The organism is Halomonas sp. CH40 (assembly GCA_041875495.1).
Classification (GTDB): Bacteria; Pseudomonadota; Gammaproteobacteria; order Pseudomonadales; family Halomonadaceae; genus Vreelandella.
Genome location: CP112982.1, coordinates 2,228,742 through 2,245,656 on the forward strand (window position 1 = coordinate 2,228,742; position 16,915 = coordinate 2,245,656).

17 protein-coding genes are annotated in these 16,915 nt (G+C 57.1%); 11 read left to right on the forward strand and 6 right to left on the reverse strand.

What is annotated here, in order from left to right; translation table 11 throughout:
- Positions 1-63: 63 nt before the first annotated feature.
- Genes mlaD through OR573_10300 form a run of 3 tightly spaced genes read right to left on the reverse strand, consistent with a single transcriptional unit; the run spans position 64 to position 2,166 of the window.
- Positions 64-528 (reverse strand): outer membrane lipid asymmetry maintenance protein MlaD, encoded by a 465-nt coding sequence (gene mlaD, locus OR573_10290; GenBank protein ID XGA78899.1) that lies wholly within the window; start codon positions 526-528, stop codon positions 64-66.
- Between the two features lie 15 nt (positions 529-543).
- Positions 544-1,344, reverse strand: a complete 801-nt coding sequence (gene mlaE / locus OR573_10295; GenBank protein XGA78900.1) for a lipid asymmetry maintenance ABC transporter permease subunit MlaE — start codon at positions 1,342-1,344, stop codon at positions 544-546.
- Complete coding sequence (locus OR573_10300; GenBank protein ID XGA78901.1) at positions 1,345-2,166, reverse strand: ATP-binding cassette domain-containing protein; 822 nt, start codon at positions 2,164-2,166, stop codon at positions 1,345-1,347. It lies immediately after the preceding gene.
- 247 nt (positions 2,167-2,413) lie between these two features.
- Here OR573_10300 and OR573_10305 point away from each other — a divergent pair, with 247 nt between their 5' ends.
- From OR573_10305 to OR573_10350, 10 genes are all read left to right on the forward strand, one after another.
- Positions 2,414-3,403, forward strand: a complete 990-nt coding sequence (locus tag OR573_10305; protein ID XGA78902.1) for a KpsF/GutQ family sugar-phosphate isomerase — start codon at positions 2,414-2,416, stop codon at positions 3,401-3,403.
- A gap of 49 nt (positions 3,404-3,452) precedes the next feature.
- On the forward strand, positions 3,453-3,995 hold the full coding sequence (locus OR573_10310) for an HAD-IIIA family hydrolase (GenBank protein ID XGA78903.1): 543 nt from the start codon (positions 3,453-3,455) through the stop codon (positions 3,993-3,995).
- Between the two features lie 2 nt (positions 3,996-3,997).
- Positions 3,998-4,579, forward strand: coding sequence for an LPS export ABC transporter periplasmic protein LptC (gene lptC, locus OR573_10315; protein ID XGA78904.1), 582 nt, complete (start codon positions 3,998-4,000; stop codon positions 4,577-4,579).
- Between the two features lie 20 nt (positions 4,580-4,599).
- Positions 4,600-5,103, forward strand: a complete 504-nt coding sequence (gene lptA / locus OR573_10320; GenBank protein ID XGA81725.1) for a lipopolysaccharide transport periplasmic protein LptA — start codon at positions 4,600-4,602, stop codon at positions 5,101-5,103.
- Positions 5,104-5,112: 9 nt separating this feature from the next.
- Positions 5,113-5,880, forward strand: a complete 768-nt coding sequence (gene lptB / locus OR573_10325; protein ID XGA78905.1) for an LPS export ABC transporter ATP-binding protein — start codon at positions 5,113-5,115, stop codon at positions 5,878-5,880.
- A 132-nt stretch (positions 5,881-6,012) separates the two neighbouring features.
- Complete coding sequence (locus tag OR573_10330) at positions 6,013-7,428, forward strand: RNA polymerase factor sigma-54 (protein ID XGA78906.1); 1,416 nt, start codon at positions 6,013-6,015, stop codon at positions 7,426-7,428.
- Between the two features lie 139 nt (positions 7,429-7,567).
- Positions 7,568-7,876, forward strand: coding sequence for a ribosome-associated translation inhibitor RaiA (raiA, locus tag OR573_10335; GenBank protein ID XGA78907.1), 309 nt, complete (start codon positions 7,568-7,570; stop codon positions 7,874-7,876).
- Between the two features lie 4 nt (positions 7,877-7,880).
- On the forward strand, positions 7,881-8,348 hold the full coding sequence (gene ptsN / locus OR573_10340) for a PTS IIA-like nitrogen regulatory protein PtsN (GenBank protein XGA78908.1): 468 nt from the start codon (positions 7,881-7,883) through the stop codon (positions 8,346-8,348).
- 61 nt (positions 8,349-8,409) lie between these two features.
- Complete coding sequence (gene rapZ, locus OR573_10345) at positions 8,410-9,318, forward strand: RNase adapter RapZ (GenBank protein ID XGA78909.1); 909 nt, start codon at positions 8,410-8,412, stop codon at positions 9,316-9,318.
- Between the two features lie 36 nt (positions 9,319-9,354).
- Entirely contained in the window at positions 9,355-9,624 is a 270-nt protein-coding gene (locus OR573_10350) for an HPr family phosphocarrier protein (protein ID XGA78910.1), read from the forward strand.
- 17 nt (positions 9,625-9,641) lie between these two features.
- Here OR573_10350 and pmbA read toward each other — a convergent pair whose 3' ends face one another.
- Entirely contained in the window at positions 9,642-10,982 is a 1,341-nt protein-coding gene (pmbA, locus tag OR573_10355) for a metalloprotease PmbA (GenBank protein XGA78911.1), read from the reverse strand.
- A 97-nt stretch (positions 10,983-11,079) separates the two neighbouring features.
- Between pmbA and OR573_10360 the strand changes: the two genes are divergently transcribed.
- Positions 11,080-11,601 carry a DUF615 domain-containing protein gene (locus OR573_10360; GenBank protein ID XGA78912.1) on the forward strand — a complete coding sequence of 174 codons (522 nt, stop codon included), beginning with the start codon at positions 11,080-11,082 and terminating at the stop codon, positions 11,599-11,601.
- A gap of 12 nt (positions 11,602-11,613) precedes the next feature.
- Here OR573_10360 and tldD read toward each other — a convergent pair whose 3' ends face one another.
- A complete protein-coding gene (gene tldD / locus OR573_10365; protein ID XGA78913.1) occupies positions 11,614-13,065 on the reverse strand; it encodes a metalloprotease TldD in 1,452 nt (483 codons plus the stop codon).
- Positions 13,062-16,913 carry a DUF3971 domain-containing protein gene (locus tag OR573_10370; GenBank protein ID XGA78914.1) on the reverse strand — a complete coding sequence of 1,284 codons (3,852 nt, stop codon included), beginning with the start codon at positions 16,911-16,913 and terminating at the stop codon, positions 13,062-13,064. Before OR573_10370 ends, tldD begins: the two co-directional genes overlap by 4 nt.
- Positions 16,914-16,915: the final 2 nt, after the last annotated feature.

A 16,915-nucleotide genomic window follows, 5' to 3' on the forward strand; every position in this document is an offset into this window, starting at 1 on the left:
CTGTTCCTTTTCAATTACTGATTCACGCAGTGTCATTTATGGAAAATAAGACACTGCGTAGCGTCAACCGTTCGCCATACTCGACACAAACTGCTGTATCAATTCTTCCAGCACCAAGGCTGACTGGGTATCACGTATGGTTTCCCCATCTGCCAACATCTCCGGGTCACCACCAATGCTCAGGCCAATATACTGCTCACCCAACAGGCCAGCCGTCAGAATCGCGGCGGTTGAATCACGGCTGATCTGCCCTTCAAGATCACTGTTGAGCTTCATGACAACCCGAGCATCGTACCATTCGGTATCCAGCTCAATGGATTCCACCCGCCCTACGGTAACGCCTGCCATGGTGACCCGCGCACGCGGTTTCAGGCTACCGATATTGGCAAAGTTGGCTTCGAGGTGAAATGTCTGCGTTGAAGAAGTGAGCGACAGGCCACTGACCCTCAAGCCTAGAAAAATCAGCCCGACAATACCGGCCAACATGAAAAGTCCAACGCCCAACTCCATGGTTTTACTGCGTTTCATGTATTTTCTCCAACGTTAAAGGCCGCCAAACATCACGGCGGTCAAGACAAAATCCAACCCTAGTACTGCCAGCGACGAATACACCACGGTGCGGGTTGTAGCGCGTGAAATACCTTCGGAGGTTGGCACCAGGTCATATCCCTGAAAAACGGCAATCCAGGTCACCACCACAGCAAACACCATGCTTTTGATCATGCCATTGCCCACATCATTCAAGAAGGTAACGCTGGCCTGCATGTTGCTCCAGTAAGAGCCTTCAAATACGCCCAGCCATTGCACACCCACCAGATAACCGCCCCAGACCCCTACAACGCTGAAACCAACAGTAAGAATCGGCAGCGATACAAACCCGGCCCAAAGACGAGGCGCTACCACACGGCGGAGTGGGTCGACCCCGATCATCTCCATGCTCGACAACTGTTCAGTGGCTTTCATCAGGCCAATTTCAGCGGTCAAGGCTGAGCCCGCTCGGCCCGCAAACAAGAGTGCCGCCACCACAGGCGCCAGTTCACGCAGCAAGGATAAGGCGACCATCTGGCCCAGCGCTTCCTCAGCGCCAAACTCAACGAGGATGGTATAGCCCTGGAGTGAAATCACCATGCCAATAAATAACCCGGACACCAGCACGATCGCCAACGACAAAACACCAACAAAATGCATCTGCTGCATCCATAGCCGCCAGCCTTCCCGCGAAGGAACACTGATCGCCGACTGACCAAGAAACAGGCCAGCCCGACCCAGGGCTTCCAACAGGTCGCATCCCTTGCGTCCCAGCCTGGTCACCCGTGCAAGGGCGTGGGAAAAGTTTGCATCCATCTAACCGATCCTTGTGGTTGCATCGTCATTAAGAATGTCGTCGTAAAACGGCTGTGCCGGATAGTGAAAGGGCACAGGCCCATCCGGCTGGCCATGCATAAACTGCTCGACCCGCGGATCCTGGTGCGTATCCAGCATCTGCGGTGTTCCGTGGGCGACAACCTCACCGTCAGCGATCAGATACAGGTAATCCGCGATACTCAAGGTTTCCTTGATATCGTGAGACACCACCACTGAGGTTAGTTCAAGCGCCTGATTAAGCCGCTTGATCAGCTGCACCAGCACCCCCATTGAAATAGGATCCTGGCCCACAAAGGGCTCGTCATACAGAATCAGCTCAGGGTCCAGGGCTACCGCACGGGCAAGGGCCACTCGGCGAGCCATGCCCCCGGAAAGCTCGGACGGCATCAACTCCCGAGCCCCTCTGAGGCCGACTGCCTGCAGTTTCAGAAGCACGATATCGCGCACCATGGCATCTGGCAGATTGGTATGCACCCGAAGAGGAAACGCCACATTTTCGAACACATCCAGATCGGAAAACAAAGCGCCGCTCTGGAACAGCATCCCCATGCGTTGACGCAGTTTGAACAACGCCTTCCTGGAGAGCGTATTGACATCCTGACCGTCGATCAGTATTCGCCCACTGTCTGGCGTTAACTGCCCGCCAATCAGCTTCAACAGGGTGGTTTTGCCCGTACCGCTCGGGCCCATGATGGCGGTGACTCTACCGCGAGGAATGGACATGTTCACACCACGAAAGATCTCGTGATCTCCTCGCGTAAAGTACAGATCCTGTATTTCAATAAAAGCAGTATCAGTCATATAAAACCCGGCACTCACCTTGTGCGCAGAAATCATCAGATACTTAACAACAGGTTAAGCGTGGCCAAGCATCTGACGTTGAAGGGCGTTCAAAAACGTTATCGAACATTGTATTCTAACTCAATTCAAAGATCCTGAAACGTCTATTGTCGCACGCAAGCGGGAATAAATATGCGGCCATCTGGCTGCAGATGTTAATATTGGATGCCTTCACTTACCGATCTGTGATCGTCAATTGAGTCACACCATGTCCCATGCGATACCCCCAACCACCAGCTTGATGCGTGAAAGCGCACTGCGTACGCTGCAGATAGAACAGGAAGCAATCGGTCATCTACAGGCCAAGCTTGACGAACACTTTGACCGCGCCTGCGAATTGATCCTGGCCTGTAAAGGGCGCGTGGTCGTCACGGGCATGGGCAAATCCGGGCATATTGCTGGCAAACTGGCCGCCACCCTGGCCAGCACCGGCACGCCCGCGTTTTTTGTCCATCCCGGAGAAGCCAGTCACGGTGACCTTGGCATGATTACCCGCAGCGATGTGGTCATTGCCCTGTCCAATTCTGGCGAAACCAGCGAAGTAACCGCCCTGCTGCCGCTTCTCAAGCGCCTGGGAGTGCCATTGATCAGCATGACCGGGCGAGCGCATTCCACCCTGGCGCGCCATGCTGATGCCCACCTTGACAGTGGCGTTGACCGGGAAGCCTGCCCTCTGGATCTGGCGCCGACCAGTTCCACAACAGCAGCGCTCGCCTTGGGGGACGCTCTTGCAGTGGCACTGCTTGAAGCACGGGGATTTACCGCTGAAGATTTTGCCCTTTCCCACCCAGGCGGTACCCTCGGCAAGCGCTTGTTACTGTGCGTCAAGGATGTGATGCACGACGGCGAACGCCTGCCTAGCATCCCCTTGGGCAGCCCATTACGGGATGCCCTGCTGGAAATCACCCGTAAGGGGTTGGGCTTTACCTGTGTGACCGATCCTCAGGGTCGGCTTGCCGGGGTATATACGGACGGTGATTTACGCCGCACCCTGGATCACCACTATGATCTGCGTGACGTTCTGGTGGATGATGTCATGACTCGCCCCGGCAAACGCATCGCTCCCAGCATGCTCGCCGCTGAGGCCGTGCGTCTGATGGAAGAAAGCAAGATTACCGCCCTTGCAGTCGTTGATGATGAACAGCGCCCGATCGGCGCACTGCACATGCATGACTTGCTCGTCAGTGGCGTTATCTAGCATGCTGGCATGCCCAAGACATCAACTACTTTTTTAAACTGGAGCCCTTATGAGCCTACCTGCCAACCTGATTGATCAACTGCGCCGTGTGCGCCTATTCGCCATGGACGTCGACGGCGTGCTGACTGACGGTCGGCTGTATTTTCAGGCTGATGGCGTGGAGATCAAGGCCTTTCATACTCAGGATGGACAAGGCCTTAAGCTGCTCAAACGGGCCGGATTACACGTCGCCATCATCACCGGGCGAGATTCCCCCATGGTCAGCCAACGGGCCGCTGCGTTGGGCATTCCACACGTCTATCAAGGCTGTGAAGATAAACTGACCACCCTGCGTCAGCTTTGCCAGCGCCTTAATATCGAACTCGATCAGGTCGCCTACTGTGGCGATGATCTGCCTGACCTGGCCGCGATCAAGCGTTCTGGCATCGGTATCACGGTACCCAATGCCCCCGATTACCTGCACACCCATGCAGACTGGGTCACTGAGCGGCTGGGCGGACACGGTGCGGTGCGCGAAGTGTGCGATACCCTGCTCGAAGCACAGGGCCACTGGGGTGCCGTGATTGATACCTATCTGCACGGTCGTCGCTAAAAATGTCCCAGGGCAGCCCGATCGTTACCTTGCAGCGCCTGATGCTGGTTGGGCTTGTCCTCGCCCTCGGCGGCCTGCTCGCCTGGTTTGACTGGCAGTCAGGCTCACGCTCGGCAATCGACCCTGACGCAAGAGCTGAAGAGCCCGGGCATGTGGTCGAAAACGCCACTCTCACCCTGTATAACGAGCAAGGCAATCGCCATCAGCGTATAGCGGTCGAGCAACTTACCCACACGCCGCAACGCCAGGTCACTCAGCTTGAGACACCGCGCGCCTTGCTGGTCGATAGCCAGCAGCGCGAATGGCATGCACAGGCGCAGCAAGGTTACATAGACAATCAGGGAGAGCACCTTGTGCTGCGAGGCGATGTGCGTCTTCAGGAGCCTCAGGAAACCTGGCAGCTGACGACTCAACGCCTTGAGTATCACAGCGCCGAGGCGCATGCCTTCAGCAATAGCCCCGTCATATTAGAACAACCGCCTCAATCCATGCAGGCCCAGCGGATGGATTTATGGCTTAATGAAGACCGCTTGCAGCTAGGTGGTCAGGTGCGTGGTTATCACCCGACCGAGACGGCCCCGTAAAGGAGCAATACTTGATGAATATCCATGCCTTGATCCCTCGTCTGTTTTTCAGCCTGATACTCAGCGCTGTCAGCTTTCAGTTACTGCATGCCGCGCCCAGCGACCCTGTTGAAGTGGAAGCCGACCAGTTGGATATCGACCAGAACGCAGGCACCGCCGTTTACAGTGGTGATGTGCGCATCCGTCAGGGTGATCTGCATATCAATGGAGCACGCGTGGAAATTCAGCGCAACGCCAATGGCGAACTATCCAGGGCCATTGCCATCGGCGATCGCGCCTATATCCGCAACCGCTTCGAAGACCAGGAAGGCATCACCGAAGGCCAGGCCAAGCGCATCACCTACCATGTCGCCGAGCGCCGAGTGGAACTGATAGACCGCGCTGAACTCAGCCAAGGAGGCGACCGTTTCACCGGCGGCAAATTGGAATATTTCATCGACCGGGGCGTTGTTCAGGCACGCTCGGATGTCGAAGGCAGTGAAAACCAGCGCATTCGCATGACCCTGCAACCTGAGCAGCAATAGGAGCCTTTAGTGTCTTTTGATGATGTAACGGCCTCAGTGCCGAGCCCATCCGGCAAAACGCTTACGGCACGCCACCTGGCCAAAAGCTATAAACGTCGCCGGGTGGTCAAGGATATCAATCTCGATATTGCCCAAGGCAGCATTGTCGGGCTTCTCGGCCCCAATGGCGCGGGCAAGACCACCTCTTTCTACATGATTGTTGGCCTGGTCAAGGCAGATGCTGGCAAGGTATATATTGATGAACTGGACCTGACTCGGGCGCCCATGCATGAACGCGCGATTGCCGGTATCGGCTACCTGCCACAGGAAGCCTCGATTTTCCGCAAGCTGAGCGTTGCCGACAACATCATGGCGATTCTGGAAACCCGCAAGGGGCTTTCCCGCGCCGAACGCAAAGGCCTGCTGGAGCAGTTACTCGAAGACTTTCACATTACCCATATCCGCGACAACCTTGGCATGAGCCTGTCCGGCGGTGAAAGGCGCCGGGTTGAAATTGCCCGCTCGCTGGCCACTGACCCGCATTTCATTTTACTTGATGAACCTTTTGCCGGGGTTGACCCGATTTCCGTCGGTGATATCAAGACCATCATCCGTGCGCTCAAGGCACGTAATATCGGCGTATTGATTACTGACCACAACGTCAGAGAAACCCTGGATATCTGTGATACCGCCTATATCGTCGGCGATGGCCATATCATTGCCAGCGGTTCCCCGCATACGATTCTGGATAATCAGCAGGTCCGGGATATCTATCTCGGCGAAGATTTCAAACTGTGACTTCTGCTGCTATGCAGCCTGTTAGCCGCTACGCCCACTGGCAACTTTTTATCGATGGCATGCTTATTGCTACTTGCGCCTGAAAGCGGCTGGTTTTAGGGTAAAGCTTTATATGCCACGGGTGGTTCACGAATGGTCATGAAAGCGTCCCTTCAACTGCGTCTTGGCACTCAACTGACGATGACGCCTCAGCTGCAGCAGGCAATCGCCTTACTGCAGCTGTCGACTCTGGATCTTCGTCAGGAAATCCAGAACGCACTCGACACCAATCCCTTGCTGGAACAGGAAGAGGAGTTTGGCGAGCAGGTCAGCCAGGAAGACAAGGAAGCTGACTGGTCAGAAGATATTCCCAGCGAGCTTGCTGTCGACAGCGACTGGTCAGACACCTACCAGGATGTCGCCAGCGCAGGCAGTAGCAGCCAGGAAGGCCCGGACTTCGAACGCGACACAGCGGTACAAAGCCTGCACGGGCACCTGTTGTGGCAGCTTGCCATGACGGATATCAGCGCCCGGGAGTACAGCATCGCCGAAACTCTGATTGATGCCGTCGATAACAACGGCTATCTGTCTTTGTCGTTAAGCGAGATTCGCGAGAGCTTGCAAGCCACTGCCCATGAAGGCATTCAGCAACGTGAGATCGAAAGCGTGCTGTTGCGCCTGCAACAGTTTGAGCCTACCGGCGTATTTGCCCGCGATTTACGCGAATGTCTGATGCTCCAGCTGGCAGCGCTGCCCGACACGACCCCCTTGCTCATCCCAGCCAAGCGGCTGGTCAGACAGTTTCTGGAAATACTCGGCAAAAATGATAGCCGCACCCTGAAGCGCCGCCTGAATCTGGATGACGACCAGCTCAGCGAGGTGATTAGCCTGATACGTAGCCTTGACCCTCGCCCAGGTAGCACCTTTGGCAGCACCGCCAGCGGCTATGTCACCCCGGATCTGGTGGTGCATCACGATCATCAGGGCTGGCATCTGACGCTTAACCCGGAAGCCATGCCCCGGCTGCGCATCCAGCCGGAGTATGCCAGCCTGATCAAGCGTGCTGACAAGAGTGATGATAACCAGTTTCTCAAGGATCACCTGCAGGAAGCACGCTGGCTGATCAAGAGCCTGGCCAGCCGCAACGACACCTTGCTGCGGGTAGGCCAGGAAATCATTATTCGCCAGATCGGCTTTCTGGAACATGGCGAAGAAGCCATGAAACCGCTGATTCTTGCCGATATCGCCAACGCCGTGGACATGCACGAATCAACTATTTCCCGGGTTACCACCCAGAAGTTCATTCATACGCCGCGTGGCGTATTCGAACTTAAGTACTTTTTCTCAAGCCATGTCAGCAACCAGGAGGGTGATCATCATTCCAGCACCGCCATCCGCGCACGGATCAAAAAACTGATTCAGGATGAACCATCTCACAAGCCACTATCCGATAGTCGCTTGGTGGCCCTGTTGAATGAGGATGGTGTCAGCGTGGCCCGTCGCACCGTTGCCAAATACCGTGAAGCCATGGGCATCCCCTCTTCCAGCGAACGCCGTCATCTGAGTTAATTCATAACCGTCGCTAGACAGTCGGCTGAAAAATTTTGTGAAGAAGTCGCTGAGTTAAAAGGAAACTTGCCCTAAAGGGCTTTGCTTCATAAAAAAAAGGGTTACAATCAAAGAACAGTCCGATGAAAGGAGTACGTTAATGCAAGTCAATATTACAGGCCATCACGTAGAATTGACCGACGCCCTGCGCGACTACGTCAATGAGAAGCTCGCCCGCGTCGAGCGCCATTACGACAACATCACCACGGTTCAGGTCACCCTGTCGGTAGAGAAAGAGCGTCAACAAGCTGCCTGTACTCTGCACGCTTCCGGCGCAGACTTGCATGCTGAAGCTACGGATGTCGATATGTACGCAGCTATCGATGCCCTGGCAGACAAGATTGACCGTCAGCTGGTCAAGCACAAGGAAAAAGCACAAGCTCGCGCCCAGGGCGCAGGTGTGCGGTAACCCGATGACATTAGAAACCATCTTGCCTCCTGAGCGCATTCTTTATGATGTGCCTGGAGGCAGCAAAAAAAGGGTGCTGGAATTTTTCAGCACCTTTATTGCCCAGAATACGCCTAGCCTCGACAGCCAGGAGGTATTTGGTCGGCTGATTAATCGGGAGCGACTGGGCAGCACTGGCATCGGCAATGGTGTTGCCATTCCACATGCCCGCAGCCCGCACTGTTCAACCCCGATTGGCAGCTTTCTTAAACTTACCGAAGCCGTTGATTTTGACGCTATTGATGGCGAACCGGTCGATCTGGTATTTGTGCTTCTGGTACCTGAGGAAGCAGACGATACCCATTTGGCGCTGCTTGGCCAGGTCGCCACTATCATGAATGACGCAGACGTTAGGGCTCAACTTCGCAAGGCTGGCAGTCAACGGGAGCTCCTTGACCTGATCAGTGAGAAAATACGCGATAGCGCCTTCTGATCCTGATGCTTTCAGTACACCCGAAAACACTTTCAGGGTGAACCCACGCAAGAGAGACGCTATGCAACTGGTCATTATCAGCGGCCGCTCCGGCTCGGGAAAATCCATTGCCCTGCAAGCACTGGAAGACCTTGGCTACTACGCCATTGATAACCTTCCTGCCATGCTGCTAGGCTCATTGGTTGATGAATTGCGCGACCAAGGAGAACAATCGCGCTTAGCCGTCAGTATTGATGCCCGCAACCTTCCCGGCGCACTTGAAAAACTTCCTCGGCTACTTACCGAGCTGCATCAGCGTGATATCCATTTCCAGATTGTCTACCTGACCACAGATGCACGTATTCTGCTTGAGCGCTACTCGGCAACCCGTCGTCGCCACCCGTTGACCCGCCATAGCGACCTGACGCTTGAGGAAGCCATCAGCAAGGAAGAAGACACATTGAGTGAGGTGCGCGACCTTGCCGACCTGACCATTGATACCTCACGGATGACCGTTCATGATCTGCGTAGCCGCATCACTGACCAGGTAGCGTTGCACAAGAGCGACAAGCTGACCATCACCTTTGAATCCTTTGGCTACAAGCGCGGCGTTCCATTGGATGCCGATCTGGTGTTTGATGTGCGCTGCCTGCCCAACCCCTACTGGGATCCGATGCTGCGCGAGTCCACCGGACGCGATGCCGATGTTCAGGCCTTCTTGAGTGAGTACCCGATTGTCAAAGCAATGGGCGACGATATTCATGCCTGGATCAGCCGCTGGCTACCCGCTTACCAGAGCAGCCAGCGCAGCTATATGACCATTGCCATTGGCTGTACTGGCGGGCAGCATAGGTCAGTGTATACCGTAGAGCAATTGGCCAAACGCATGGCTGAGGATGGCATTGAAACCCATATTCGCCATCGTGAACTGGGGCTGACGTATTCAACCGCGACAGATGCAAAGGTGGCGGATAGCAGTACTACCAAATAAGCTGACCGCCGACACCGCTTGGAAAAAGGAACCAGGGTGCCTGAAAGAACACTGACACTGACCAACAAACGCGGCCTGCACGCCCGCGCCGCCACCAAACTCGTCACTTGCTGTCAACCCTTTGATGCTTGCATCAAGGTGAGCAAAGGCGCTCAAGAGGCGGATGCCAGCAACATCATGGCGTTACTCATGCTTGCCGCCCCCTGCGGCACCCAGCTGAACATCAAGGCCGAAGGGGACGAGGCGGAACAGGCCCTGGAAGCCATAGAAGCCCTGTTCACTGCCCGCTTTGATGAAGACGCCTGACAGCCAACCTTCGTCTGTCAGTCACCGGCAACGGTCATATTGTCAATCAGCCAGCTGCCTGTGTGAATGCTTCCTCGCGTATCGGTATCATTGCCCACCGCCACCAGCCCGCTGAACATGGTGTTCAGATTGCCCGCAATGGTGAATTCTTCAACCGGGTATTGCACCTGGCCATTTTCGATCCAGAATCCGGCCGCGCCCCGGGAATAATCTCCCGTCACGCCGTTAACCCCCTGACCCATCAGCTCGGTTACCCAGACACCACGATCCATTTCCTTGAGCAAGGCCTCAAATGAGCGCAACGGAGCAGTCAGCCGCAAGTTACGCGCGCCGCCAGCGTTACCCGTGGTTTGCATCCCCAGGCGTCGTGCACTGTAGGAAGACAGCATATAGCTGGCTACCTGGCCATCGACAATAAAGCGATTATTGCGGGTCTGTACGCCTTCACCATCAAAGGGGGAACTGGCAGTGGCACCCACTTCCATGGGGCGTTCTTCCAGGCTAAACCACTCAGGGAAAAGAGGCGTACCGAGTCGATCACACAAAAAAGAGGCTTCGCGATACAGGGCACCGCCGGCCAGAGCTCCCATCAGATGACCGACCAGCCCGCTGGCCAGCGTCGGATCAAACAGCACAGGAAAACTGCCGGTTTTAGGCCGCTGCGCGCCCAGGCGACGCAAGGTGCGCCGAGCTGCTTCCTCACCTACTGCACTCGGAGCTTTCAACGCTTGGGGGTCACGCGCCGACGTATAGTCGTAATCACGCTGCATGCCCTTATCGTCTTCAGCGATCAACATACACGAAAGCGAATGGCGACTGCCCTTCTGGGTGCCCAGAAAGCCATGACTGTTGGCATACACCCGCACGCCTTCACCGGTGGAAAGAGAGGCGCCGTCAGACTTGGTGATACCTGGGCAGTCACGCCCTGCCCGTTCGCACTCCAGAGCAATGGCGGTCGCTTCCTCGATGCTCAGTGCCCAGGGGTAATGGACTTTAAGATCCGGCAGCTCACGTGCCATCAGCTCAGCATCGGCCAAACCGGCCGCGGGGTCTTCACCCGTGTAGCGGGCAATCGACAAGGCTTTTTCAACCGTTGCACGGATTGATTCAGCGCCGGCATCGGTTGATGACGCACTGCCTTTACGCTGGCCCACATAGACGGTAACGGCAATCCCCTGATCTCGGGATAACTCGACGGTTTCCACTTCGCCCAGACGCACACTGACGCCAACACCCTGATCGACACTGGCGCCTACTTCAGCACTATCGGCCCCCAGCTGCCTGGCGAGCTGCAGCGCCTGTTCAGCGCGTGAAGCGAGCAGCGCTTGCTGCGCGTTTGCATCAAATGCCTGTGCCATACTGTCTCCTTTACCTTATCTCGATAGGCGAGATAACCTGTTATTTCAAAACGGGCTGTTATAATGCCGTCTTTAAAATCCACGTTGTGAATGATCCATGCCCAAAAAACGTCCGCTGCACGATGAAATTGATGACCAGCCAGTTCCGCCCAGTAAATCGCAGCTCAAGCGGGAAATGCACGCTCTCCAGCAGTTAGGCGAAAGCCTGATTGCCATGACACCTAACGAGCGCAGCCGCTTTCCGCTGTCTGATGACCTGCTGCGGGCCATTGATGAGACTGCGCGTATCCGCTCCCATGAAGGGCGTCGGCGCCATATGCAATACGTTGGCAAGCTGATGCGCAAGGAAGACCTTGATGCCATACAGGCCCAATTCGACGCCATCGAAAACGAGCGCGAACAGCGCGACCATGCCTTTCATCGTCTCGAAAAATGGCGTGACCGGCTGGTCGACGAAGGAGACGCAGCCGTTGATCTCTTCCTTAAAGATTACCCTGAAGCCGATCGCCAGACGCTGCGCCAGTTAGTGCGCAATGCCCAGCGTGAGCGCGAACAGTCCAAACCGCCGACCAGTGCCCGCAAGCTTTTCAAGCACCTGCGCGATGCAGCCGCCCTTTAAACCTGGCGGCTATCAGGACTGAGTGCCGCCGACGGTCAGCTCATCCAACTTGATGGTAGGCTGACCCACCCCTACCGGCACCCCTTGGCCTTCCTTGCCGCAAACGCCGATGCCAGGGTCGATTTCCAGGTCATGGCCCACCATGGAAACATGCTGCATGGCTTCCGGCCCGTTGCCGATCAGGGTGGCGCCTTTTACCGGCGCGGTAATTTTGCCGTCCTCTATCAGGTAAGCTTCGCTGGCAGAAAAGACAAATTTGCCGGAGGTAATATCTACCTGGCCACCGCCAAAACTGACCGCATAAATACCGCGTTTGACGCTGGATATAATGTCATCCGAGCTTTCCTGGCCCGCCAGCATTACGGTATTGGTCATCCTTGGCATGGGCAGATGGGCAAAAGATTCACGCCGCGCATTACCGGTAGGCGCCATACCCATCAAACGGGCATTGAGCTTGTCCTGCATATAGCCGGTCAGGATACCGTCCTCGATAAGCGGCGTGTTCTCCCCCGGCGTGCCTTCATCATCAACGCTCAGCGATCCCCGCGAATCTGCCAAGGTGGCATCATCCACCACTGTCACACCCCGCGCCGCAACGCGCTGGCCCATTTTACCGGCAAAGGCAGAACTGCCCTTACGGTTGAAGTCGCCTTCCAGGCCATGGCCCACCGCCTCGTGCAGCAGAATACCCGGCCAACCTGCGCCCAACACTACCGGCATCTGCCCTGCCGGGGCATCGATGGCCTCACAGTTGACCAGCGCCTGGCGCACGGCCTCCTTGGCGAAACGCTCGGCGACGTTGTCATCACGCAGCCTGGCCATTGAGTAACGTCCACCGCCTCCGGCGCTACCCCGCTCACGACGGCCATTCTTGCTGACAATCACACTGACATTGAAACGCACCAGCGGGCGAATGTCTGCTGCCAGGGTGCCGTCGCTGGCACGTACCAGCACGACTTCATAAGTACCGGAAAGCGAGGCGCTCACCTGGATAACGCTGGGGTCTGCCCCACGGGCAATGCGGTCAGCCTGCTTAAGCATTGCCACCTTGTCATCGGCACTCAAGCCAGCAAGCGGGTCAACGGCGGCATAGAAAGGCATGGCGCTGACAATATTCATCGCCTGCCCAGGCAATTGCTTACCGCTGCGCACGATGCCAGCGGCTGTTTTACCGGTATCCAGCAGAGCATCCGCGGTGATCTGGTTGGAATAGGCAAAACCGGTTTTTTCGCCCGCCAGCGCCCGCACGCCTACTCCACCGTCAATGTTGTAGCTGGCTTCCTTGACCTTACCGTCTTCCAGCACCCAGCCTTCTTCCCAGGTGCGCTGAAAATACAGATCAGCATAATCAATGCCGGCGCCCATGGCATGGCCAAGCCCCACATCCAGAGCATCAATATCCAGGCCACCCGGTGTCAGAAGAACCGAAACAGCCTGATCAAGATCAGAAGCATAGTGCGTCATTGAGAACCTTTTCGAATAACTTGCGGTGCGGCCCAAGGGCCCTGAATAAGATAGTTGATCGTTGTCACTTGCCCCAGCGTATCACCGAACAGGGAGTGTGCAAGCAGCAGCGCACCACCCACCACGGGAGCGCCTACCGCCAGAGCGGCAATCGGCAGGCTCTGGCTGATGGGCAGCGCAATCGACAGACGCTGGTCAAGCTCACGGCTGAGCAGGTCAGCGCTCCCGGTAACGCGGATCTGGGTGGCTGGTGCCTCAATGGTGAGTGGGCCATCAAGACGCAGGTGACCATTACCCACATTGGCGCTGCCGTAAACACGGTCAAATGCCGTACCTTCGCCAGTGAGATCGGAGAAATCCAGACGCAGGCGGCGCAGAATATTGTCCATGTTCAAGAGCCCGACCAGCCGGGCAGTCGTCGAGTTCAAGCTGACAAAACGTCCGTCGCGCACATCGGTTGTCAAGCGCCCCTGAGCACGGGTCAGCGAGAACTGCCAGGGAGCACCGGGCCAGTTCAGGTCGGCCTGCACATCAGTGGTACGGCTGCGCATTACCACCGGCTGGCCAAGGCGCTCAAGCGCCGTCCCCACATCGCCGCCCTGAAGCGTCACATCGGCGCTGGTGGTACTGCGGGCTGATGAGCCTGCCCATTCGAGCTCACCGCGTAGCGAAAGCTGGCCCAGTGTCAGGCCCACCGGGGCGAGGGTAAAACGCTGGCCCTGAGTACGCCAATAGGCTGTCATCGGCCCCAGGCGTTGACCAACAACGCCCACTTCTGCCAGGCGTAAACGCCCATCCGGCAACTTGGAAAGCCATTCAGGCATCCCTGCCAAGGCGGGTTTTTGAGTTTCCACCTCGTCCCACCAGGCGTCCGGCTGAGCGACTTGCGGCACCTCCAGCGGCGATGAAGGTATCTCCAGCAAGGTATCCAGATCGATATGGCCAACCGCTATGTCCAGTGGGTATTGAGCTTGCTGACGGTAGCGCACCCGGCCGGAGAAGACCTCACCATCGACGCTAAGATCAATGCCTTCAGCGGTTTGCTCGCCGCTGGCTGACAGACTACCCAGACAGCTTTCCTGCCACTCAAGGCAGCCGGTATTGAAGGCAATCTGCCAATCAGGCACTCCGCGCGACGGCCCAGCAACTGAAGATGAGCCTTGCCCCAGTGGTCCCAACGCTGCCTGCCAGCCTAATAGATCAAGCCGTTCCAGATCCGCCCGCAGCTGCCAACCCGGCTGAGAAGGCCACTCAGGCGTATCAACTGACTCACCCAGGTGCAGGTTGGCTGCCATCTGGCCGCTGACCGGCTGGCTGCGCCAATGCGCCCGCCCATTCAGGTTACTTTCAATCCGCCCGCTGGCCATATCAACGTTCAGCGTCCACGGCCAGACCTCGCGCGCTGGTTTAGCAAATGGCGCTGGCAGATCCATACGCACCCCCTCTAGCGCGCTTTCAATCTGGAGCCTGGGCTCCTCGCGCCAGTCCAGCTGCCCTTGCCAACGGGTAGTGCCCGAAAGCCATGGCAGCTGTGTTGCCATATTCACCCGGGTCAGCAGGGCCGACAACGCCAACTGTCCTTCAAGCGCCACCTGACGATCAGCTTTGAGTGTCGCCTGCACCTCGCCATCCAGCCAGCGCCCAGCCAGGTTGCCCAGTAGCTCCCCTGGCTGGCCTGCTGCTTGCTGCCAGTTCAGTTCGCCGTCTATGTCCTCGAAACTCAGGTCATGGGGAAGATAGGTCACTTCACGGAGATCGGGAGTAATACGTACTGCCAGCTCAAGTTTTTCAGGCGCATCAATCGGCAGTGCCAGATCAAGTTCTGCTGCAAGCCGCCCTTCAGCGCGAACGTCATCCAGTTGCCCATCGGCCAGCAGAGGCGTCGCCGCAAGAAATTGCTGCAGTGATCCCATGTCACTACCCAGCTGGCCATCCACCTGTAAACGCCCATCCTGAATTCTGAACTCACCCTGGCGGACTTCAACACCCTGGCTGAAGGCCTGCTCAACTTGCGCACGCAGCCCCTCTTCCGGGCGCCAGCTCAGCGTTCCTGCAATATCAGTCAACCGTGGCCAGTCGGGCAAAAGCGGCAGGCTTCCCTGGCTGATATCCAGATCCACAATCGCCGTTGGCGTGGTGTCAAATCCGGAAGCCCCCAACGGCAGGCCGACCTGAATACTGCCCTGATCAACGACGCCGTTGACGCCAGACAGCCAGTCACGCAGCCCGGCATCAATGACCGATACCGGCAGCCATTCATCCAGCGAACGGTTAACCGCATCCACATCGCTAAAGGCCAGATCCAGACCAAAACGCCCCTGCTCTTTGGTATTCACCAGGCCAAAGCCGCCGCTCACCTCAGCGTCATTCCAGTTGACCTTTAGCTGCTTTCCGCTGACCAGCGCCGTCGGGCCATCGTACACCCATTGAATCTCGCCTTCTGCGTGGGTTAACTCAAGCGGGTCTGCAAACAGCTCAGGTAAATTCAGGGTACTTTCCCCTTCGCTTGAAAACAGTACCCGGCCGCGTACATCGCGTGCCTGGACCCAGGCGTCAAAGGGCCCACCGCCGGGCGCCTGCTGCCAGGGAGACGCCATCAGACGGCTGATCGCCGCATCCACGCGCCATTCGCCATCCTGTTGGCCGAGGCGCAGGCCGTTCACCTGACCCCGTGGGTTCAAGGTCCGCAGCGCCCGGGTCACCGATTCAGGCAACAGCATGTACTCCCGCCAGGCGGCCAGAGACGCTAACTCAAACTCGCTGGTCAGCAACTCCCAGCGACCTGGTTGATGAGTAAATTGCCAGTGGCGTGGCAATGCCGGGCCTTCTCCCACCGCCTCCGGCTGCGCCCACTCAACACTTTCAGCATCACCGCTCAGCCACGCCTTGCCGCCTTCGCCATCACGCTGCCAGATCCCGCTGGCCTGGATGTTACTAAGCACAGCGCGCTGCTGATCCTGCTTCAGCGTCAGCCGGGGCATATCCAGCCCAAGGCGAGCCTCCTGCAGCGTTGCTGATTGCCAGCGTCCCCACAGCTGAACCTCACCGCCGGCCTCGGTAAACTGAGGGGTATCTTCTGGCTGCAGAATAGCGGCCAGTAAGGCCAGGTGATCAAGTTGCATATCCAGTTGCATAGCGGCAGAAAAGTCGCGCAGGCCCTGATTGCCCGGCTGAACCTCGGCACGCAAATGGGCGGCTGGCAACTCTGACGCTTGAGTCGTCTGGCTGGCGGGCGTATTGATATTGACCCGCCCCTGCAGGCGGGTGCGACGCTGGTCGCCGGAAAGGCTCAGCAAGGGGGCATGCAAGGTCAGCTGCTCACTGGCACCGTGGAGCACAATGCGTGAATGCTCAACCTGGATTTGCTGACGCAGAATCATGCCTACCCAGGCATCGATCACTGCCAGATCAATATCCGGCTCTTCCCCCAGGGCAAGCGGCAACGTGGCCGGTTTCGGCCACTCCCAGGCCATACCGGATGCCTGGTAAAGATGAACTGCAAAGCCTTGCATATAGGCATCATTGAATACCGGCGTCAGGGTTTTTAGCGTTTGCCAACTGTCCAGCCGCAGGTGTAATTCATCCAGCGCAAACAGCTTCTCTCCCGCCGGGGTAGTGGCGCTGACACCGCTAAGCGTCAGGGAAGGATCATTACCTTTTAGCGATAACGCCAGATGCTGAATATCAACCGGCGCGCCAAGGCGGCTTTCAAGCAGCGTTTCCAGATGCGGTTCCAGCCACTCCGCCTGGCTCATGGCCAGGCGTAGCAACAGCAGGAACCCCGCCAGAATGCCAAGGCAAGACGCCAGAAAAAACACAAGCCATTTGCGCAGGACAGGAAAATTCATCT

Excerpts from the sequence above, each read along its gene's own strand:
- mlaE (XGA78900.1), bottom strand. The coding sequence starts at position 1,344 with ATGGATGCAAACTTTTCCCACGCCCTTGCACGGGTGACCAGGCTGGGA.
- tldD (XGA78913.1), bottom strand. The coding sequence starts at position 13,065 with ATGACGCACTATGCTTCTGATCTTGATCAGGCTGTTTCGGTTCTTCTG.
- OR573_10370 (XGA78914.1), bottom strand. The coding sequence starts at position 16,913 with ATGAATTTTCCTGTCCTGCGCAAATGGCTTGTGTTTTTTCTGGCGTCT.
- OR573_10310 (XGA78903.1), top strand. The coding sequence starts at position 3,453 with ATGAGCCTACCTGCCAACCTGATTGATCAACTGCGCCGTGTGCGCCTA.
- OR573_10300 (XGA78901.1), bottom strand. The coding sequence starts at position 2,166 with ATGACTGATACTGCTTTTATTGAAATACAGGATCTGTACTTTACGCGA.
- mlaD (XGA78899.1), bottom strand. The coding sequence starts at position 528 with ATGAAACGCAGTAAAACCATGGAGTTGGGCGTTGGACTTTTCATGTTG.
- OR573_10330 (XGA78906.1), top strand. The coding sequence starts at position 6,013 with ATGGTCATGAAAGCGTCCCTTCAACTGCGTCTTGGCACTCAACTGACG.
- lptC (XGA78904.1), top strand. The coding sequence starts at position 3,998 with ATGTCCCAGGGCAGCCCGATCGTTACCTTGCAGCGCCTGATGCTGGTT.
- ptsN (XGA78908.1), top strand. The coding sequence starts at position 7,881 with ATGACATTAGAAACCATCTTGCCTCCTGAGCGCATTCTTTATGATGTG.
- rapZ (XGA78909.1), top strand. The coding sequence starts at position 8,410 with ATGCAACTGGTCATTATCAGCGGCCGCTCCGGCTCGGGAAAATCCATT.
- pmbA (XGA78911.1), bottom strand. The coding sequence starts at position 10,982 with ATGGCACAGGCATTTGATGCAAACGCGCAGCAAGCGCTGCTCGCTTCA.
- OR573_10305 (XGA78902.1), top strand. The coding sequence starts at position 2,414 with ATGTCCCATGCGATACCCCCAACCACCAGCTTGATGCGTGAAAGCGCA.
- OR573_10360 (XGA78912.1), top strand. The coding sequence starts at position 11,080 with ATGCCCAAAAAACGTCCGCTGCACGATGAAATTGATGACCAGCCAGTT.
- raiA (XGA78907.1), top strand. The coding sequence starts at position 7,568 with ATGCAAGTCAATATTACAGGCCATCACGTAGAATTGACCGACGCCCTG.